This window comes from Vibrio quintilis, from assembly GCF_024529975.1.
GTDB classification, from domain to species: Bacteria; Pseudomonadota; Gammaproteobacteria; order Enterobacterales; family Vibrionaceae; genus Vibrio; species Vibrio quintilis.
The window spans coordinates 3,595,143-3,616,792 of record NZ_AP024897.1 but is presented as its reverse complement, the minus strand read 5'-3'; the positions used below and the strand labels follow the sequence as shown (position 1 = coordinate 3,616,792).

Annotated in this window: 8 protein-coding genes; 5 read left to right on the top strand and 3 right to left on the bottom strand. The window is 45.9% G+C overall.

Annotated elements, in window-relative coordinates; all coding sequences use genetic code 11:
* Positions 1 to 67: 67 nt before the first annotated feature.
* Positions 68 to 1,480: a pyruvate kinase PykF gene (pykF, locus tag OC443_RS16490; RefSeq protein ID WP_073583189.1), complete on the bottom strand. Its 1,413-nt coding sequence runs from the start codon at positions 1,478 to 1,480 to the stop codon at positions 68 to 70.
* Between the two features lie 436 nt (positions 1,481 to 1,916).
* Here pykF and OC443_RS16485 point away from each other — a divergent pair, with 436 nt between their 5' ends.
* Together OC443_RS16485 and glmS are read left to right on the top strand one after the other, a co-directional pair.
* A complete protein-coding gene (locus OC443_RS16485; protein WP_073583187.1) occupies positions 1,917 to 2,681 on the top strand; it encodes a DeoR/GlpR family DNA-binding transcription regulator in 765 nt (254 codons plus the stop codon).
* 72 nt (positions 2,682 to 2,753) lie between these two features.
* Positions 2,754 to 4,586: a glutamine--fructose-6-phosphate transaminase (isomerizing) gene (gene glmS, locus OC443_RS16480; protein ID WP_073583185.1), complete on the top strand. Its 1,833-nt coding sequence runs from the start codon at positions 2,754 to 2,756 to the stop codon at positions 4,584 to 4,586.
* A gap of 101 nt (positions 4,587 to 4,687) precedes the next feature.
* On the opposite strand, the gene OC443_RS16475 is transcribed toward glmS, so the two are convergent.
* Positions 4,688 to 5,053: a hypothetical protein gene (locus OC443_RS16475; RefSeq protein WP_073583183.1), complete on the bottom strand. Its 366-nt coding sequence runs from the start codon at positions 5,051 to 5,053 to the stop codon at positions 4,688 to 4,690.
* A gap of 285 nt (positions 5,054 to 5,338) precedes the next feature.
* Positions 5,339 to 5,704, bottom strand: coding sequence for a hypothetical protein (locus OC443_RS16470; RefSeq protein WP_073583181.1), 366 nt, complete (start codon positions 5,702 to 5,704; stop codon positions 5,339 to 5,341).
* A 341-nt stretch (positions 5,705 to 6,045) separates the two neighbouring features.
* Between OC443_RS16470 and OC443_RS16465 the strand changes: the two genes are divergently transcribed.
* The 3 genes from OC443_RS16465 to OC443_RS16455 all read left to right on the top strand — a co-directional run bounded on the left by OC443_RS16465 (position 6,046) and on the right by OC443_RS16455 (position 21,470).
* Entirely contained in the window at positions 6,046 to 6,372 is a 327-nt protein-coding gene (locus OC443_RS16465; protein WP_073583179.1) for a hypothetical protein, read from the top strand.
* A gap of 61 nt (positions 6,373 to 6,433) precedes the next feature.
* Complete coding sequence (locus OC443_RS16460) at positions 6,434 to 13,483, top strand: RHS repeat domain-containing protein (protein WP_073583177.1); 7,050 nt, start codon at positions 6,434 to 6,436, stop codon at positions 13,481 to 13,483.
* A 763-nt stretch (positions 13,484 to 14,246) separates the two neighbouring features.
* Positions 14,247 to 21,470 (top strand): non-ribosomal peptide synthetase, encoded by a 7,224-nt coding sequence (locus OC443_RS16455; protein ID WP_073583173.1) that lies wholly within the window; start codon positions 14,247 to 14,249, stop codon positions 21,468 to 21,470.
* Positions 21,471 to 21,650 lie beyond the last annotated feature (180 nt).

Sequence of the window (21,650 nt, the reverse complement as noted above, 5' to 3'; positions counted from 1 at the left end):
CATAAAAAAAGGCGCTGATTCAGCGCCTTTTTTATCAATGCTTTTTCACATCAACACTTACGGTTCATTAAAGAACGTGAACTGATGCAGTGTTTGTTGTACCGGAAGCAACCAATGCACCGGAAACCATCACAACGATGTCACCTTTACGGCCCAGCTCAGAGCTCAGTGCAAGATCTTTACCTAAATGGTAGAAATCATCTGTGCTGTTAATTGCTTCAACAACAACAGGTGTTACACCTTTCGTCAGAACCAACTGTGCTGCTGTTTTCTTGTTGGTTGTCAGTGCAATAATGTTGGCAGTCGGGAAGTATTTTCTGACTGAACGTGCCGATTTACCGCCTTCTGTCGCAACAACGATTAATGGTGCACTCAGTTTTTCTGCGGTATCAACTGCGCCTTTACAAACAGCTTCAGTAATTCTCAGGCGAGGGCTGTCAAGACGTGAACCCAGCTCTGCTTTCAATGCAGAATCAGTACGGTTCGCAATCTGAGCCATAATCGTTACAGCTTCAACAGGATATTTACCTTTTGCAGTTTCACCAGACAGCATAACAGCATCAGTACCATCCATGACTGCGTTTGCAACGTCACCTGCTTCAGCCCGGGTTGGACGAGGGTTTTTGATCATTGAATCCAGCATCTGAGTTGCAGTAATAACAACTTTTCTTGCACGGTTACATTTTTCGATCATCATTTTTTGTGCAAAGATAACTTCTTCAGCCGGGATTTCTACCCCTAAGTCACCACGTGCAACCATGATACCGTCAGATAACTCCAGAATTTCATCAAAGTTATCTACGCCTTCCTGGTTTTCAATTTTTGAAATGATGTGAATCGTTTCGCCGCCGTTTGCGTTCAGCAACTCACGGATTTCACGCACATCATCTGCTTTACGGATAAATGAAGCAGCGACGAAATCAACACCTTGCTCGCAACCAAATTTCAGGTCTGATTTATCTTTTTCAGATAACGCAGGTAATTTAACGGATACACCTGGAAGGTTGACGCCTTTGTTTTCACCTAAAGCACCATTGTTCAGTACTTTACATTTCACTTCAGTTTCTGTTTTTGCAGTCACTTCCATTTCGATCAGGCCATCATCAACCAGAATGGTGTTGCCAACAGACAAATCCTGCGCAAAGCCAGGGTAAGTCACAGCAACGCGATCTTTATTACCAACAACAGTTGCATCTGTAGTAAATGTGAATTCCTGACCGGCTACCAGATCAACATCATCGCCATTTTCCAGCTTGATTGTACGGATTTCAGGACCTTTGGTATCCAGAAGAATCGCGAGTTGTTTGCCGGCGGCTTGCATGACCTGACGGAAGTTTTTGATACGACCGCCATGTTCTTCGTAATCACCGTGAGAGAAGTTCAGACGCATTACATTCATACCAGCGTCAACAAGTTGGGTAAGCTTCTCTACTGATTCTGTCTTAGGGCCAATCGTACATACGATTTTGGTCTTCTTCATGGAAAATATTCTCCGATATTCATATCAAATTGAAAGAAAAGGGGTGCTTTAAAGTGCTTTTATTTCCCGGTATCAATCCGCCGGGAAAGCTTTATCTGCCTGAGACAGGTGGCACTTTAAAGCTGAAAATCTTTCAACAGATTGGTCATTTTACAACTGATAATGACCCTCTGTTCTGAATAAAAATACATCAATTTAGGGCGTTCTGCGCAATTTCTGCGATGTATTTTAGTAAGTAAACATTCAATTTTGTAATTTTCTTACTTTAATGAGGGCGAATTCTACCATCTAACGAAGAGAATATCACCGTCTAAGACTTGTTTTAGAACAAGGTTTTTGCATGAAGTATTAATTTTTTCTATCAAAATAAATAGACATTGGCCTTTCGTTTTGATTATTATTTGTTTCACTTTGAAACTTTGTTCTATCATTTCTTATGTTGAAACGAAACACTCAAGTCAGACGTCATGAAATTGTTCAGTTGGTGAATCAACATGGTGAAGTCAGTGTTGAATCTTTATCCCGGAACTTTCAGACTTCTGAGGTTACCATCAGGAAAGATCTGGCTTCGCTTGAAAAAAACGGCTTGTTACTGAGGCGTTATGGCGGTGCAGTCGCATTACCCCGGGAAGTTGTGATTGATGAGGTCAGTCATCGTGTTTCGGTTCAAAAGGAATTACTTGCGACAGAAGCAGCAAAACTAATCAAAGATCACCACAGGATCGTGATCGATAGCGGGAGTACCACTGCCGCATTGATTCAGCAGCTGAATAATAAGCAGGGGTTAGTTGTGATGACCAATACATTGCATATCGCTAACGCGTTGCATGAATTGGAAAATGAACCCACGCTTTTAATGACTGGTGGCACCTGGGATCCGCATTCTGAATCTTTTCAGGGGCAGGTTGCAGAGTCTGTTTTGCGCTCTTATGACTTTGATCAGCTGTTCATCGGTTGCGATGGGATCGATCTGAGCCGGGGAACGACTACGTTCAATGAGCTGACCGGGTTGAGTCAAGTTATGGCTGAAGTTTCCCGTGAAGTGGTCGTGATGGCTGAATCAGACAAAATTGGCCGGAGAATTCCGAACCTGGAGCTCGGATGGGACAATATTAGTGTGCTTGTCACTGATAATGGGTTATCCGAAGCCGATGAACAAATGATCACGGAGCATCAGGTCAGAGTGATCCGTGCGAAATAAGTATTAAAATCAAACGGGCTAAGCCGGGTTTACCGGTCTAACGCCAACCATTGACAAAAATGGAGAACGAATATGTGTGGAATTGTGGGTGCTGTGGCACAACGGGATGTGGCTGAAATTTTAGTGGAAGGGTTGCGTCGCCTGGAATATCGCGGCTATGACTCAGCCGGTGTTGCTGTGATTGATCATAAAAATCAGCTGACCCGGATCCGTCGTCTGGGTAAAGTTCAGGAGCTGGCCGATGCCGTTGAGGAGTCTCATGTCGCCGGGGGAACCGGTATTGCGCATACCCGCTGGGCAACACATGGCGAACCTTCCGAAGCCAATGCTCACCCACATGTATCCGGCGATATTGCCGTTGTACATAACGGGATTATCGAGAACCATGAAGCACTCAGAGCACTGCTTCAGGAGCGCGGTTATCAGTTTGAATCTCAGACCGATACTGAAGTCATTGCCCATCTGGTTGAGTGGGAATTGCGTCAGAGCAAATCACTCACTGAAGCGGTACAAAAAGCCGCGAAGCATCTTGAAGGCGCGTATGGCACGGTTGTGCTGGACCGCCGGGATTCATCACGTCTGGTGGTTGCCCGTTCCGGAAGCCCGATTGTGATCGGTTTTGGTGTCGGGGAAAACTTCCTTGCCTCCGATCAGCTGGCTCTGCTGAATGTGACCCGTCGCTTCATGTATCTGGAAGAAGGCGATGTGGCTGAAATTACCCGTCGCGAGGTCACGGTATTTGATGCCAATGGTGTACAGGTTGAACGTGAAATTTCTGAATCAAATGCTGAGCATGATGCGGGTGACAAAGGCCAGTTCCGTCACTTTATGCAAAAAGAGATTTTTGAACAGCCGAAAGCGCTGATCAACACTATGGAAGGCCGGCTTGGCAAAGACTCCGTTGTGATTGACAGTATTGGTGTGCATGCCGCTGAAATCCTGACGAAAGTGGAGCATGTGCAGATCGTTGCCTGCGGCACCTCTTACAATGCAGGGATGACGGCCCGTTACTGGTTTGAAGACATTGCCGGTGTGAGTTGTGATGTCGAAATCGCATCTGAATTCCGTTACCGCAGGTTTGTCACACGCCCGAACAGCCTGCTGATCACACTGTCACAGTCAGGTGAAACCGCTGATACATTAGCAGCACTGCGTCTGGCAAAAGAAAAAGGTTACATGGCGGTGATGACGATTTGTAACGTGGCCGGATCGTCACTGGTCCGTGAGTCTGACATTGCATTTATGACCCGCGCCGGGGCTGAAATCGGCGTGGCATCGACCAAAGCCTTTACCACTCAATTAGCTGCGCTATTGATGCTGGTAACCGGTGTCGGTAAGCAGAAACAGAGAATTGATGCCGTCAAAGAGAAAGAGATTGTCGATGCATTGCGCGCTTTACCTGCGCAAATTGAATCGGCACTCAAATTTGATACTCAGATTGAAGCGCTGGCGATTGATTTTGCGGACAAACACCACACTTTATTCCTCGGCCGGGGTGAGTTCTACCCGATTGCACTGGAATCGGCCCTCAAGCTGAAAGAAATTTCTTACATCCATGCCGAAGCTTATGCGGCCGGTGAGCTGAAGCACGGCCCGCTGGCTTTGATCGATGCTGATATGCCGGTCGTAGTGGTTGCGCCGGGGAATGAATTGCTGGAAAAACTGAAGTCAAACATCGAAGAAGTTCGCGCCCGCGGTGGTTTGTTATATGTCTTTGCTGATGAAGGTGCTGGCTTTGAATCAGATGAGACAATGAAAATCATCACCATGCCGAAGGTCAGTGAAATCACTGCACCGATTTATTACACCGTCCCAATGCAACTGCTGTCTTATCATGTGGCACTGATTAAAGGGACAGACGTAGATCAGCCGCGGAACCTGGCGAAGTCGGTGACTGTGGAGTGATTGTTGATATATATTTATGAATAAAAATGCCTTGGTTATTCACTAAGGCATTTTTTAATTAACCGATCATATAAATTAGCATTACATTACTATTCAATGGATTAGTCTGACAATATTTCCACACCATGTACATTGAGACCATAATTTGCGGCACAGCCATGATCCAATAACAGCATGACTTTTTTATTTTGTGCTTGTGCTGTAGCTAATACAGAAAACATTTGCATGCTAAAATCTGAATTATCAGCGTAGTGGTAAGAAGCCTTTTTCTCTTCGTTGGTGACACTACAGGTCGTATTAGGCGTTTCTTTTACATGGACTGTCATTCTGTGAGCACCATCGTAATATCTTGCTATTTTATTAATGGTGAATGGGCCATACCATTTCTGATTCGTTCCTGCATTTGTGGTTGCTAATGCGTTACACGAGAGAAATAATCCTAAAAAGAAAAATAGTACAATTTTCATTTTATGCTCCAAATAATTTTGATTCCGATAGTGCCTGTATGCGACTCGGCTTGCTTGGAACATATTTGTATCAGATAGAAAAGTAAAGTTGGTTGAATATAGATGTAGTGCTTATGTGATCTATTTCGCAATAATATATATATTAAAATCGATTCATTACCCACTTGTTAAAATGAAGTATTATAAGTTTCTTAATAGGAGGATTATAATCAAAAATCCAGATAAGGAGGAGGCCTATTTATCTGGATTTCATCATAAATATAGATGCAAACTATCAGGGTTTAATTAATCTGATAAAATTTCAACACCATGCACGTTTAAACCATAATTAGCAGCACAAGTTCTGTCCAAAAGTAACATTACTTTCTTATTTTGTGCTTGTGCTGTCGCTAATACAGAGAACATTTGCATACTGAAATTACTATCGTTGGATGTTTGGTAAGAAGCCATTTTCTGTTCATTAGTGATACTACAAGCGGTATTGGGTGTTTCAGCTACATGGACGGTCATCCGGTGCGCACCATCGTAGTATCGGGCAACTTTTGTAATCGTGAAAGGTCCATACCATGTCTGACTACTTCCTGCATTAGTGGTTGCGAAAACGCTTAGTGATGCCATTAAACCCAGCGCTAGAACAAGTAATTTTTTCATGTTTTTAATCTTCCGGTTGAAAAAATAGTTATATGAATGAAGTTTATAGCTAATTAGAATAAACTTGGATTAAGCTCTATTTTCACCCGATATTAAATTTAAATCAACTCATCTAAATATTAATAAAATGTGATTTGTGCCATAATTAAAATTGTTTGTATAAGAACGAAATACATTCAATCATAAATTATTTTTTTTAAAATTGTTTTATGATATTTTATATTGAATAGGTGACAATAAATATGCATAAAGTGTCATTTTTAAGTCAAATATATTAAATATAATTTTGTTTTTATTACAATTTTCTTCATTTAGGTTAATTGTATTTTAGGTGAAAAATAGTGATAACCCGTTGGTTTATTATTTTGTGTATCAGTTCTGTGACTGTTGCCGGGATTAATATTCTGCTCTGGTATATTCATGATCAGGCAGAAAAAAATACATCAATATCAGCTGAACACTCAGTTCAGTCATCTGATTCTGCTCAGAAAAAAGAGCACTTTACCGTAGAAAAACTTAATCACCAGACGTCAGTAAAACAATTGCGTCAGGCGTTAATTCATCGCGAATTACCTGAAAGTGATCATGTTTTGTCTACAGAAGAAATCGATCAGCAAGCACAACAACTTGAACAGGAACTGAAAGTCCTCAGTTCCGCTAATGAATAACCATTTCACGATGTCGTGATGTCACAACAACAATGTCGAGTAGGAAAGGGATCATAAATCAATGAATAAGCTCGCCGGCCTGCTGGGTCTTTTTACTGCTTCTGTGTGTGCTCAAACTGTTTCTTATACCGAAACAGTGGGGACATTACCGGGAGAATTGAGTATTACACAAGGGGTTGCCTCTTATCAAATTCCATTGGAATTGCCGCAAGGACGTGGTGGAAATACACCACAGCTTGCGCTTGAATATTCCAGTCGCGGGGATGTGCATTCTCCCATGAGCGTTGGGTTTTCTTTGAGTGGAGTGACCTCAATTGAACGCTGTAGCAGTAATCAATTCACTGATCAGCAGTATTTACCAGCGGAAAATAGTCCCCGCGATAAATTCTGTATGAATGGTTCCCGGATGGTGGTCGCAGACGGTGTGCGTGGAGAAGATGGTTCGGTATATTTTCTTCAGCAAGATGATCTGACCCGCTTAACTTTGACCAATGATGCTTCCGATTCAACAAGTTATTTTGTCGCAAAAACCAAATCCGGCGAGCAGATGACGTATCGGTTCCATACTCAGACCCAGTCATGGTTGCTGAGTGAAACAACCAATACAACTCAGACGAATCCGGTTAAGTATACATACACCGACAGCGGTGATATTTCCCGGATTGATTACGACATCTATCAGGTTGAGTTTAAATATCAACCGATGCCAAATTCAGATTTCCGGTTATCGCGGAAAAAAATGGATGGGGAACTTTATTCATCCGCTAACCGTCTGGATAAAATAGAAATTTCAGCCGGAGATACGCTGAAAAATTATTATCAGTTGAATTATCTGTCTAAATCTGAGACTCAAACTTCTTCTATTGACGGACATTATCTCCGTTCGCTTCAATATTGTGACAATAACAATCAGTGCTTACCGGCGACAACTTTTGAGTGGAACAGTATTGAGCAACCGGCAGCCGATAAAGCATTTTTCAGCCACAATGAGTTTAGTACCCAAATGGGAAACTGGGGAAAGAAAACACCTTCGGGCTGGAGTGGATATCCGATCTCCTGGTGGACCGATGTGACTGGTAATGGGGCTTCTGATTTTTGTAAAACAAATTCATCGGGGATGAATTGTCATTTTAATGTTGCAGAAGAAAACCATGAAATTGCATTCTCCCTGACCAACTGGGGAAGTGCGGATTCTCACTGGTGGCTTGATCTGAATGGTGATAATAAAAATGAGTACTGCCGGGATGATAGTAATCAACTGGTATGTACAACATTTTCACGGGACGGCACACAGAAATCTGAACAGTATCCTTTGCCTGATTTAGGTGTGAAGGATTACCGCTGGTGGCAGGATATGAATGGCGACGGTATCACAGAGTTCTGTCGCAGGGTGACAACGGATCTGGTTTGTAGTCAACTGGAAAAGCAAGATTCCGGTTATATCTGGCAAGATACGCTTCATCTGAAAAATATGACATGGGAAAAAGGTGCTCAGGTCAGTTGGGTTGATTTGGATGGTAATGGTAGTCAGGATTTATGCCGGATTGCGACCACCGGAGCAATGACCTGTACGCTGTTTAATGGCACCGAGGTCAAAGGTGCTCAGGAACGTCGTTTTGCTTTGACGAATGCTGGCAAAAGTGCCAAACGCTGGTGGGTAGATATCAATGGCGATGGTGCCAGTGATCTTTGCCGGGCGACGAAAAATAGTGCCGGGAAAGAGATTGATTTGACCTGTTCTCTGGGATCTTTAAATCAGGTTACCGAATTAAGTAATGATTTGGTGCTTGAGGGCGGTGTTGACTGGAGTGGTACCTGGGGAGATTCAGGAAAAAGCTGGTGGCAGGATTTTAATCAGGATGGTGTCATTGACTTTTGTCGGGCAACAGGTTCGAAAGTTGAGTGTACGAATATCAACCATGAGAATTACCAGTTTAAAGTGGCCTCATGGGGCGATGGTAAGCGTTGGTTTCTCGATCTCAATCAGGATGGTCAGTTAGATTTTTGTTCCAGTAAATCGGGTCAGCTGAATTGTGTTTCAGCGAAGACTAAAAGCCGTCAGTTCCTGTTGTCTAAAGTGACAAATGGTTTAGGGATGACATCTCAGGTCTGGTATGGCTCTTATGGAGCGCATACGGATCGCTCGAAACTGACGCCACCTGAATTTCCGATGCGCTCATTGCCTCTTGACAGCCAGGTCGCTTACCGTCTGGATGCGGATAATGGTACCGGAACAACCAGCTATGTGTTCCGTTACGGACCATATACTTATCATAGTGCCGGAGAACGAAGTGGAGGCTTTTCATGGGTAATGCAGCGTGTGTTTATTAACGGCACTAACAGCCGTAACCATTATGCTGAGTTATATACGTCATTTCCGTATACCCAGCGGACAAAACATTCTCAGGAATATCTGGGTAATGATGACCAGCTGGATGCAACCTGTTCAAAATGTAATGACGATAGCTTCTGGAATTATCGTCATCTGACATTAACGAGAGAATCTGAAACCACTTTTGAACACAAAACACAGACCCGTTCAGGTCAGGCGTACCAGAAATCACAACTTGAAATTAACACTGAAGTACAGAGTCTGGCGAGTAAGCCTTATCAGCTGATCCAGTATCAGAATAAGTATTATGTGAAAAAACCGAATATGCATGTACCGATAGCCGGTTCGGTTATTGTGCCTGTTTCTCCGTCTCCTCAGTACTATCTGGCAGAAAATTATGCAGAGATTTCTGAGTTATCTCATGGTGCTAAGGCGACACTAACGGCTGTTTCTGAAGATGTCGCTGAACAGCTTGCTTCGCAACCAGTGAAACAAACTGTCACATATATTGTTGATCCTGCCCTTTACCAGCAGGCATTGAGTAATACGCCGGAAGATGTTTCTCACAGTACTTATCTGGTTTATGAGAAAACCCGTACGAGTAAAGAGTATGACCTGGATAAAGATCTGCTCAGAACGGTTGTTAAGACAAATGAGCAGGTTGATGATTTTGGTAATCCGGCTAAATCAATCACTGAAACGACAGGGATCAACCCGGTTACAGGTGTGAGCGAGACGTTCAAAACCGAGGTGGAGAAACAATACAGCAATGACAGTAGTGATAAGTGGCTGATTGGCAGAGTTACACAAGTTAACACCACATATATTCATTCTGATGGTAGCAAGGTTACTCAATCTGTCGTGAATGAATATGATCCGGATACGGGGCTTCTGTTGAAAGAAACCTCGAATCCCGGTAGTGCTTTAGCCGTGACAAAACAGTACCACTATAATGATGAAGGCTTCCCTGAATCAGAAACGGTCTCTGCTCAACAAAACGGATCTTTGGTCAGCAGAACAACAGCTTCATCGCAAAACTTTTCACAGTCAGTGTTAACAGAATCCCAGACAGACCCTATGGGACATCAGGTCAGCACAGTTTCAGATCGGCTCAACAATCTGACAACCGTCCGTGATATGAACAACCTTGAATCAAGGGTTTATAAAGATGGATTTGGCCGCAAGACACAGATCTGGCAACCGGCGGCGAGCGGATATAGTAAAACTTATATCAGCTACCTGTCTGCATCAGCCAGTCAGTGTGGTCCGGCTCCCGCAGGAGCTGTTTATTGTAAGGTATCACAAACCACAGGTAAGCCAACTGAGGCTGTTTTCTATGATCTGCTTGATCGTGAGATCCGTAAATCAAAAGAAACGCTGAACAACAAATGGGCGCTGGTTGATAGCCAGTACAATGCTTTAAATCAGGTTGTTTCTGTGACCCGGACATATTACGCCGGGGATGTACCGCAATTTACATATAATCATTACGATAAACTGGGCCGGCTTGTTTCTGTATCTGAACCTGGACCCGCAGGTAAAGACAGTAGTTGGGTGGCATATACATACAGCCCGTTTGTGAAAGTGAAAACAGATGCGAATGGCAGAAAGCACTCGACTTACACCAATGTCATGGGTTGGAAAATCCAGATTGGAGAAGCGGAAGGCGGTAAAGTCTCTAAACAGTATTACGCCGATGGTAAGTTGAAGCAGGTAACTGACTCCGGCGGACATACTGCAACTTTCCAATATAATATTCAGGGGAAGAAGACTCATCATTCCGATCCGGATTTAGGAGACTGGGCTTATGTTTATGACGGATTTGGGCAGCTTCAAAGTATGACTGATGCGAAAGGTCAGACATCGGCAATGACGTATGATTTGCTGGGCCGGATGATCAAGCGCACTGAACAAACCAAGCAGACTGGACAGGATGATGAAGTAAGAACGACGACCTGGGCTTATGATGCAGTGTCTGACTCCAATGGTACCCGACGCTGGAATGGTGCCATGCTGCAGAGTGAAGTAAAAGATGAGTTGATCGCCAATTACTATTTTGATTCTGTTGGCCGGAAGACCAAAGAAGAGCAGATTACGGAAGATCAGACATTTACCCGTTCTTTTGAATATAACAACCTCGGGGATCTGGTGAAGGAGACTCGTCCGGATAACTTTACCCTGAACTATAAACGGGACGCAGTAACCGGAATTAACACGGAAGTGTGGGGAGATATTACTCAGGCCCAAGTGAATTTTAGTGCTGAAGAGTACAAACAGGTGATCTTACCGCTGATTAATCAGGCGTTGGCCCGTGCGAAAGATTATCTGAAAAAAGTGAAAGAACTCCGGGCGCAGCAATATTTTTATCAGGCTCGTCAGGAAGAGTATCAGGCGTTACAGGACCATGTGATTTCTGTTGATGGTGCTTCTGAAAATGCAAAATATGCTCAGAAAATGTATGAAGAACTTCATGGTCGTTCATTGGAAGTTTACACCGATGAATATGGTGAGGAATATTATAAAGTGCCTGACAGAACCGTCATTGTGAATGGTACAACGATGATTCCGGTTATTCAGTCACCTAAATTCCATTTGAAACTCGAAGGAAACATACTGCGACAAGTGAGCCTGGAAGAATGGGCTGCTGTTGAAAATGGTCTGACTGCTTCTGGTAAGGTGGCATATTATGGTAATTACACCCCCGAAGGCACTGCCGGACTGGCGAGTTTTACGCTTGACCGGGATGATCCGCTTTATGATCAGAGAATGCGGCAGATGTTTACCCGCCTGAATACACTGGCAAGTGATATTCAGCGGGCGCAGTATGTAGAGGAGCATATTAACCAGAAAGCAACGACGTATCTGGAAGCAGCAAATCAGTTGGTGAACTTAGTGAAACAGGTCAAACTGGTCTCTCAAAAATACCGTTCATTGACTGAATCAAATCAAACTGAAGCTGAGCAGTTACAATCACTGAAAGATGATAATCCTTCAGCCGGACGTCTCAGTTACTGGAAACTCAGTGATATGGATGCGGAAGGCCGGATTACTGCAGAAGTTTACGGTAACGGCCTGATTAACAGTTATGATTATCATGAAGGTAGTGGTCAGCTGCTGAATGTGTCGACACGTCGCGGTAGTAAACTGATTCGTTCGCTGCAGTATACTTATGACCGGATGGACAATGTGACCAGCCGTTATGACATGATCAATGATATTAATGAGACCTACAGCTACGACAAGCTGGATCGTCTGATCTCGAACCGATTAACCGGAACAAATGGTAAGCATACGGATAACCCGCTGTTTAATAAAACCTACAGTGTGAAATATAGCACCGGAGGGAATATTGTTTATAAATCTGACGTGGGGAATTATTTGTATGCTGATGCGTCGCATGCTCATGCGGTGACGAAAGCAGGGGATCAGTCTTATACCTATGATCAAAATGGTAATATGCTGTCCGGAGGCGATAGAACCTTTGCCTGGACTGGTTTTAATAAGCCGGAGAAAATTACGTCATCTGATAACTGGGTTTCATTTAAATATGACCAGGACCGAAAACGTTACTTCAAGCAAAATCAGAATGGTGAGAAAACCTGGTACTTTGGTAAAGCTTACGAACGAGTTGAAAGTACAGACGGGAAGGTTAAACATAAGCAATATATTTATGCTGGCGGCCGTCTAATCGCAGTCAATATTGATGTGAAAAAGACAGATAGTGACGGAAACTTTGCTTCAGTTGATCGTCAGGTCCGCTACAGTCATAGTGATGCCTTGCATTCTGTCGATTTAGTCACGGACATCTGGGGCAATATTGTCACGCGTAAGAATTACGATGCCTGGGGTAAATCCAGAGCATTTGAATGGGCGAAACCAGAGAGTTATGTGGCACAGGCATTGATGATGAATCGGGGCTATACCGGTCATGAGGAAGTTACTGAAGTTGGCCTGATTCATATGAATGGCCGGGTATATGATCCGACGCTGGCCCGCTTTATCAGTGCAGATCCGTATATTCAGGCGCCGGATAATACGCAGTCTTACAATCGTTACAGCTATGTTGTAAATAATCCGATGAAGTACTCAGATCCTTCTGGCCACTTCTTTAAGAAGCTGTTTAAGAAAGCACGTAAGCTTCTGAAACGGATTGCGAAAAATGTTTATCGGGAAGCATCCAGGCATAAATGGATTAATGACACTCTCAGAGGTTTATCTTGTTCAGTTGGGATGTTGGGATGTTTATTATACGACGGGTTCATGACATTAGGAAAGACAGGCTCTTTCCTGAAAGCAGGCATATCAATGGCGGCCAGCCTGGTTGCGTCTGTTTCTGTGGATATCGGAGTTCAGGTGGGTAAATGGGTTCAGGAACAGGCACTGAAAGCCTCGCCGTACTTAAGTAAAGCTGTGAATGCAACTTTATCATGGACGAGGATGGATAGGGTCGTCAGTTTGTTTACCAGTGAAGATGTTGGGTGGCTGGCATCGGAAGCTGCTGTGCAGAGTGCATATAAAGAATCCAGTAAATTTGTTACGAAGGAGTTAAATAAGCTGGCAGATTCGATGAAGACAAAGGCAAATTCCACTGAGACAGGCACGATTAGTCAGACGAAAAGCATGATAGCTTCAATTTCTTCTGTCGCAGCCCAGCGTGGAGGCGTTTCAGTTCAGAGTAGTCGTTCCCAGTCAACGGCAGTATCTGCCAGAACTAATCCACTGGCTGTATACGATACAACAACTACTTACCAGCGGGATACGCAGCGAGCTGCAGGCTAATATGTTTTAAGGTAAGAAAATTGAAACTGACAAAACCCTGGCTTAGATGTCAGGGTTTTTTTTACTTCTCTTTCAGCAGGGCATACATCGTTGATGTTTCTTTGCTGAATGCTGCTTTTTTACTGATTCAGAACATTACACTACCCTCTTTATAATTGTGTTTTATATCTTATTATGCTATCTATTGCATTGCGTTTTGTTGTGTTGCTTTGAAGCCACTGATAAATAGGTGACGGCTGTACATTCAATTTTTTCTTTGATGTGATTTGTGAACTTTTTTAATCGCTGAAGACTCTGTCAGCTGTTTCCGCCTGTGAGAAAGACGATACTGACATTATCACTTACAGATAAACCTGTTTTCACGAAGTAGCAGGGAATTGAACCATCAGGATTGATGTTCTGCCAGATTTTCTCTGGCAGATGATTGATGACTGCAATAGTCAATATAAAGAGAGATTTCGTCACACCTTGCCTGACCCAGGTACTCAGGGTTTCAGTTGATTCAGAAGTGAATGTATATACCAAAAAGCTGAAGTTGCGCTCAGAGAGCGAGTGAACAAAGCATTCCTGTATGTCCGGAGCCGGTGAAGAAATTGCTGAAAAAACTGAGCAAATTTGTTGCTTCAGGAAACAAGGGGAATGAGAGAAATAATGAGGGAGATTTATCCTGTTTAGCTGTCGGGTGCTCCTGTAGAGCAAGCGCTATTAACGTGATTACAACTTCAGGTATGTCCGGTATAAATCATATATAAGGTATACCATAATGTATAAACAACTAGGGTGGATTCAGCAGACTTTGCTTGATCAGTTTCAACACCATGCCAGTGAAATTGCTTTGCGGGACTGTTCTTCGCTTCCGCACCAAATATACACCTATCAGGATGTCGAAAAAAAAATAAGTATTATCTCCGAATACTTACTTCCTCATTATAGTCAGCGGGCATTACTGCTGCTTCCCGGAAGCGCTTACTTCGTTTTCAGCTATTTAGCCTGTGCGATGAACGGCGTGACTGCTGTACCGGTTAATCTTCCCGGAGAAAAAAGAATTCGCCGGGTAAAAACCATGCTGACGCATATTATGAAAGACTGCGATCCGAGAATTATTCTCGCCATGTCATCATCTAAGGAAAGCATAGAAGCTTTGGGGTGGGATCAGGAACGGCAGGTTATCTACCTTGATGAAATTCTGGCAACCGCGCAGGGGTGTTCATTATCCGGAGACATGTTTCGGGCGCCGGTTGCACCTGTGATGCTGCAATATTCATCGGGCTCCACCGGGGTGCCGAAAGCCGTATGTAACTATGATAAGAACATCATGAATCATCACCACCTGATGGTCAGAATGAACGCAGAAGTGGACAGTATACATACGGCAACATGGCTGCCTTTCTATCATGACCTCGGTCTGTTTTATGGGTTGCTGTTTCCGATCTTCTCCGGCGGGAGTTGTACCTTTATCCGCCCCAGCCAGTTTGTTGCAAATCCTCTTTCATGGCTGTCTCTTATCGAACAATATAAGGCAACGATTATCACGGCACCTGACTTTGCCTACCGCTTGTGTGTGGATGCTGTTGATGAAAAAGATGTCCCCGGTCTTGACCTGTCCAGCCTGAAAGTAGCTTTAACCGCAGCGGAACCTATCCGCCCTGAAACCGTTGATCTGTTCAAAGAGCACTTCCGTCCCGCAGGCTTTATTCCTGAAATGTATATGACAGGGTATGGCATGGCAGAAGCGACGCTGGTGGTTAGCTATAAAAAAATCGGCACGCCAATGATTCGTCATACTTTTGATGAAAAAGCACTGGCACAGGGACACGCCAAAAAAGCAGAGCATGGCCGGGAACTGATTGGTTGTGGTAAAGAGTTTGGCAGCTGGGATCTGAGAATTGTTGATCCGGATACCAGAATACAGTGTGAAGATGGTCAGATTGGTGAAGTCTGGATGACGGGTGAATGCCTACCGGCCGGATACTGGAATCAGCCTGAAATGACGGAAACGGTCTACCGGGCGAAACTGGCTCACCAAACCAGTGATAAACACTACCTGCGTACCGGTGATCTGGCGTTTATCCTTGAAGGTGAACTTTACATTTGCGGCCGGATCAAAGATATCATTATTGTGGCCGGTGAAAACCATATGCCGAATGATATCGAAGCAACCATTGAGAAGCAGTGTGAGCTGGTGGAAATTGGTGGTGCCTGTTTTGTTCAGGATACGGATACCGGAAATATCAACGGTATTTGCGAAGTTCACCGTCATACCCGTAAGGAGTATCTTGAAAGTCTGGCACAGGATATTTATGCGCAGGTTCGCCAGCATCATCACTTGCTGGTATCAAGAGTGATTCTGATACCCAAAGGTAACCTGAAGAAAACCTCCAGCGGTAAAATCCGCCGCCGCCATATGCTGATGGACTTAAACAATGACGCTTTGAATGTTTTGTATGGCACTACATTTAATGATGCGAAAAAAGAAGAGATTGCGATTAGCGATACGGGGATGACTTCTGAGCCGGATTACATTCTGACATCACTGAAAGCTGTACTCGGAGAAGAGGTGATTGATGACAAACAGGGCTTTGCCGATCTGGGGGTCACCAGCCTTGTTGCCGCACAATGGTGCCGCCAGCTGGCCGATCATTACGGCTTGTCGATGTCTCCGACAATTCTGTTTGCGTATCCGAATGTCACGGCACTTCGCCAGTGGATTCAATCCCGTCTGCCAGCTAAAGTCACCGCGCAGAAACAAACTTCAGCGAAAAGCCAGCATGTTGCTGTGATTGCGGTCAGTTGTCGTTTACCACAGCAGGAAGCCGATTCTTCCTGGCGGGATTATGCCAACTGGCTGATGAAAGGTGAGCATGCCGGAAACATGCTGACATCGGATGACAGAAGCTTCTCCTTACCGGTTGGATGTCTTGATGATGTTGATAAGTTTGATGCCCGGTTCTTTGGTATTTCAGCTCAGGAAGCCCGGTTGATGGATCCACAGCAACGCTGGCTGATGGAGTCAGGCTGGCATCTTTTTGAGCAGGCCGGATGGTTACCTGAGCAAATTAAAGGACAAAAATACGGTATTTACATCGGGCAGGGCAGTCAGGATTACAGTGATATTGTCGTTAGCCAGAATCATGAGAAATTTGCTAAAGGATACTTTGTTACCGGGAACTCCCGAAGTGCCGCTTCCGGCAGACTGGCAAAATTCTTCGGCCTGAGAGGCCCGGCCGTCACGATTGATACTGCCTGTTCCTCTTCTCTGGTGGCGATTGATGCTGCGGTCAAGTTCATTCAGTCAGGCAGCGGTGATACCGCGATTGCCGGCGGGGTAAATTTCCTGCTGTCATCGTCCAATGAACAGGCACTGATCAGTGCGGGAATGCTTTCACCGGACGGTTGCTGTGCCACCCTGAGTGAGCAGGCGAACGGTTATATGCGCTCTGAAGGTGTCGGGCTGTTATTGCTGAAAAATTATGAAGCTGCTGTTGCTGACGGTGACCCGATACTGGCAGTGATAGAAGCCAGCGGCGTCGGGCAGGATGGGGAAAGCAGCAGCCTGACCGCGCCAAATCCTTTGGCACAGGCCGCTATGATTGAGGATGTCTTGTCACAAAGCGGTTTATCTGTGAATGATATTGATGCGATTGAGATGAACGGCACCGGCACCGCATTAGGCGATTCGATTGAATTGCACGCCATTGACAGTGTTTATGGTCAGCGTCAGCACCCTCTGAATTTAACCACCTTTAAGCCTCAGTTAGGCCATTTTGAGTCAGCCTCCGGTGTGGTTAGCGTGATTCATGCGATAGCGCAGATGCATCAGCAATGTCTGTTTGCCCACCCCGGTTTTACCCGCTTCAATCCGCATTTATCGGAATGGATGTCTCGTTATGCATTCAGCCGCAACTCACGTCCGGAGAAGCTCAGGCGGATGGCGGTGAATGCCTTTGGTTTTACCGGAACGCTGGCCCACTTGATTTTGCGTCATTATCCGCAAACTCAGGTTCCGCGGGCTAATGATCGACAAGCTAATGATTTACAAATGAAGGCTGGGTTACAACCGTCATTCAGTGAATCGGCCATCAACCATTTTCCTTTGACTGCGGCCAGTGAAAACAGTCTGCGTGCCATGGCCGCGCGTTGGACATTACTGTTACAGCAACAACCTGAAACGCTGCATCAGTTACTGATTCATGCCTGGCTGAGTAAACGAAATCACTCACTCCCGGTCCGGGTTTGTGTGAAATTTGCAGACATTGCTGAACTGACAGGGCAGCTGGATGAAATCGCCTGCGGTATTTTACCTGACAGTCAAACCACAGAATCTGAGATTGCATCCTGGATACAGGGAAATCACTATGACTGGTCTGCTTTAGTCCGTCATCAAACCTTCCCGGCAGCAGTGATCAATTTGCTGCCATTGTATTCTTTCAGCCGGGAACGTTACTGGATTGAGTTACCTCAAGGTACGGTTCAGGCTGGTGCTATCCATCAGCTTCATTCACCTGCCGGTGACACCATTGACGGGCGTGAATTCATCACCCGCTGGCTGAGGGATGCACTGGATATCGGAACAGAAGCGCTTGATGAACATGAAAACCTGATCAATCTGGGGCTCAACTCCATCCAGTTGATCGATTTTGTGGATGAAGCAAGAAAAGCGGGTGTTCGCTATGAACTGGTACGCCTCTATGAACATCCGACCATTCAGGGCTGGCTGTCTTTGTGGCATCAGGCCGCTCAGGTGACCACTCAGCCGGCTGCTGCCGCGAGCCATGCAACAGAAGATGTGTTAAGTCAGCCCTTTGAGCTGACCAATGTTCAGCGGGCTTACTGGCAGGGACGCAATCCTGATCTGGTCCTTGGCGGGGTTGCCTGCCATGCCTATCTTGAATTCAACTGTCCGCAGATGAATGTTGACCGGCTCAGCCATGCATACAATGCGCTGGTACAGCGTCACAGTTTGCTGCGGATGAGAATGAATACAGACGGTACGGGTTATTTTGTCGCGTATGAGCCAGCTCAGATCACCGCATACCAATGGCAGGATTTCAGCGAATCTGAAGCGGCGCAAAAGCAGCTGGAATTAAGGCAACAACTGCAGGACAGAGTGCCCGATTTGCATACTGAACCGGGCATGAGTGTCTGTGTCAGTCAGACGGCTCAGGGAAGCCGCCTGCATGTGGATATAGATATGGTAATCGCCGATGCCATGAGTATCCGGATTCTGCTGGATGATCTGGCAGGTTTCTATACCTATCCTGAAACCGTTCAGGATGTAAAACCAACCGTTCATTTCCCTGAATACCTGCGCTATGTCCGGGCCACGGAGACTGGTGATGAAGATCAGGCCTACTGGGCGGCGCAGATTCCGGGGCTTCCCGGTGCACCGGCACTGCCGCTGGCTGTCCGGCCGGAACAAACCGGAAAACCCCGCTTTGTGCACCGGCAGTGGCAGTTACCGGCCTCTGACTGGACGGCATTGCAAAATGCGGGGTATCAGTACCAGATAACACCATCGATGCTGTTAGCGGCCTGCTTTGCTGAAACGCTCCGCGGGTGGAGTGAGAACCGTGAATTCTGTCTGAATCTGACGATTTTTAACCGTCGTCATGACACACTGGATATTACCGACATGGTGGCTGATTTCACCACGCTGATGTTGCTTGCCTGTCGTCCATCTGTTCAGGATACCCTGCTGGAAAATGCCCGGCGCTTAAATGAAACCTTTATGGCCGGGCTGGACCATGCCCGTTTTGATGCGATCAACGTGTTGCGGGAAATGTCACGGCAATCCGGCTCTCAGGTGATGATGCCAGTGGTCTTTACCAGCAACATTGGTCATGATTTCCTCTCGGATAATCCATTCGGCAAAATTGATTATGTCGTTTCCCAGACACCGCAGGTGTGGCTCGACTGTCAGGTCCGGCAGGACGACGGTAATCTGGTCATCAGCTGGGATTCCGTTGATGAGTTATTCCCTGATCAGATGATCGATCAAATGTTCGCTTTTATGGGGCGTTTAATTACTTCGCTGGCTGAGCAGCCGGAAAAATTATCAGCACCGGTCCGTACATATCTGTCAGATGAACTGCGGCAACAGCGCGACAGCAGTAACCAAACCAATCTGATTCCGCTTCATCACCGGACGTTACATGGTCGCTTCTTTGAATGGGCCGAATCAGATCCTGAACACACGGCCCTGATTGATGAACAGGGTGTACTGACTTACCGGGCGCTGGCTGAACAGGTGACTGAGCTGGCTTATCGTTTGCGTCAGACCGGTGTTTGTGTCGGTGAGCGCGTTGCGGTGATTCTGCCCAAAGGCCGGCAGCAAATCATTGCGGTACTGGCAGCTCATCTTGTCGGAGCCGCCTATATTCCGCTGGATAAAGAGCAGCCCCGGCAGCGTATTCAGCAGATCATCGCTCAGGCCTCGCCCCGTTGTCTTGTGGCTGACAGCGCAACAGCAACAGATGGTTATCACTTGCCGGTGATTGATATCGCGGCAGTAGGTGAGATGCATCTGGAGCAATCACGCTGGCCGGATTTCTGGCCGGGTAATGTGGCGTATATCATTTATACCTCGGGTTCAACCGGTGTGCCTAAAGGCGTAGTGACAACCCATCAGGCGGCAGCCAATACCATTGATGATATGCAGGCCCGGCTTTCTCTCACCTCATCCAGCCGCTCATTTGCTTTATCAGCACTGAATTTTGATTTATCAGTATTTGATATTTTTGCCCCGCTGTCTGTGGGTGGTGCGGTTGTGATACCGGCAGAAGAGAACCGAAAAGAAGCCAGAGTCTGGCTACAGATGATCAATGAACACCACGTGACGGTGTGGAACTCTGTGCCTGCACTGTTTGAAATGTTGCTGATTGCGGCTGAAAGCAGTCAGGATTTGACATTACCGGCAACGTTACAGCACGTCTTGCTCTCCGGAGACTGGGTTGGGCTGGATTTACATTCGCGCTTGCAGCAGCTGAATCCACAAACGGAACTTATCGCTTTAGGCGGGGCAACGGAAGCTGCCATCTGGTCGAATGCATTTCCGGTCACTCAGGTGGATCCGCAGTGGCGTAGTATTCCTTATGGTTATGCCCTGAGTCATCAATCCTACCGGGTCATGGATGAGCAGCGCCGGGATTGCCCGGACTGGGTGACCGGTGAACTATGGATTGGTGGTGAAGGGGTTGCGCAGGGCTACTTTGGCGATCCGGAAAAAACTGTGGCCCAGTTTGTGGTACATGAAGGTCAGATGTATTACCGGACCGGTGATACCGGGCGTTTCTGGCCGGATGGTGTGATTGAATTTTCCGGCCGGCGGGATAATCAGGTGAAAGTTCACGGACACCGGATAGAGCTGGGTGAAATCGAGCATGTTGCCTGCGCTGTTCAAGGCATACAAAAAGCACTGGCACTGGTGACCGGCTCACCATCAAAGCAGATTCTGTTATTTGTTGAAACAGATGATCCGGCGATTCAGGCACAGCTCACGGAGGATTACATGCCGGTTCCTGAGCAGGGATTTTCATCTCAGGAGAAAGCTCTTGTTGCGCCGGCACTCAGAAACCAGTTGCCGGACTACATGCTGCCACAGCATATTGTCCTGTGCCGCAGGATTCCGCTGACGGCGAACGGTAAACTTGATCGCAAACAACTGACTAAGGTCGCTCAGTCGATCGTTTCAGATCATTGTCAGGGTGAATTTGTTGCGCCATCAAGCCCGGAAGAAGTGCTACTTGCTGAAGTCCTGATGCAGGTGCTGTCATCTTCCAACCCTATCAGTATGACGGACAACTTCTTCTCCGTTGGCGGCGATTCACTGACAGCAATGCAGCTGACCTCTGTGCTTGAAAAACAGCACGGTGTTGTCCTGTCGTTGCGGACTATTTTTAACCGCCAGACCATTGCCCGGATTGCGCAGGCGATGGAAATCCCTGAGCAGGCGGACGCCGGCGTGGTGTACGAAGAAGGCGCTCTGTAACCCAGGTTTTTTGACTGCACAGTGTTTTTGACTGCACAGGGTTTTTGACAATACAGAGGTTTTGACAAAACCGGGATTTTAACCATACAGGGGACTGTCCGGAGTCCACCAAGCTGAATTCCGGACAGCCAGATGGCCCGTCCTGCCACATGGATGAAGTGACTTTTCAGGGATGAGATA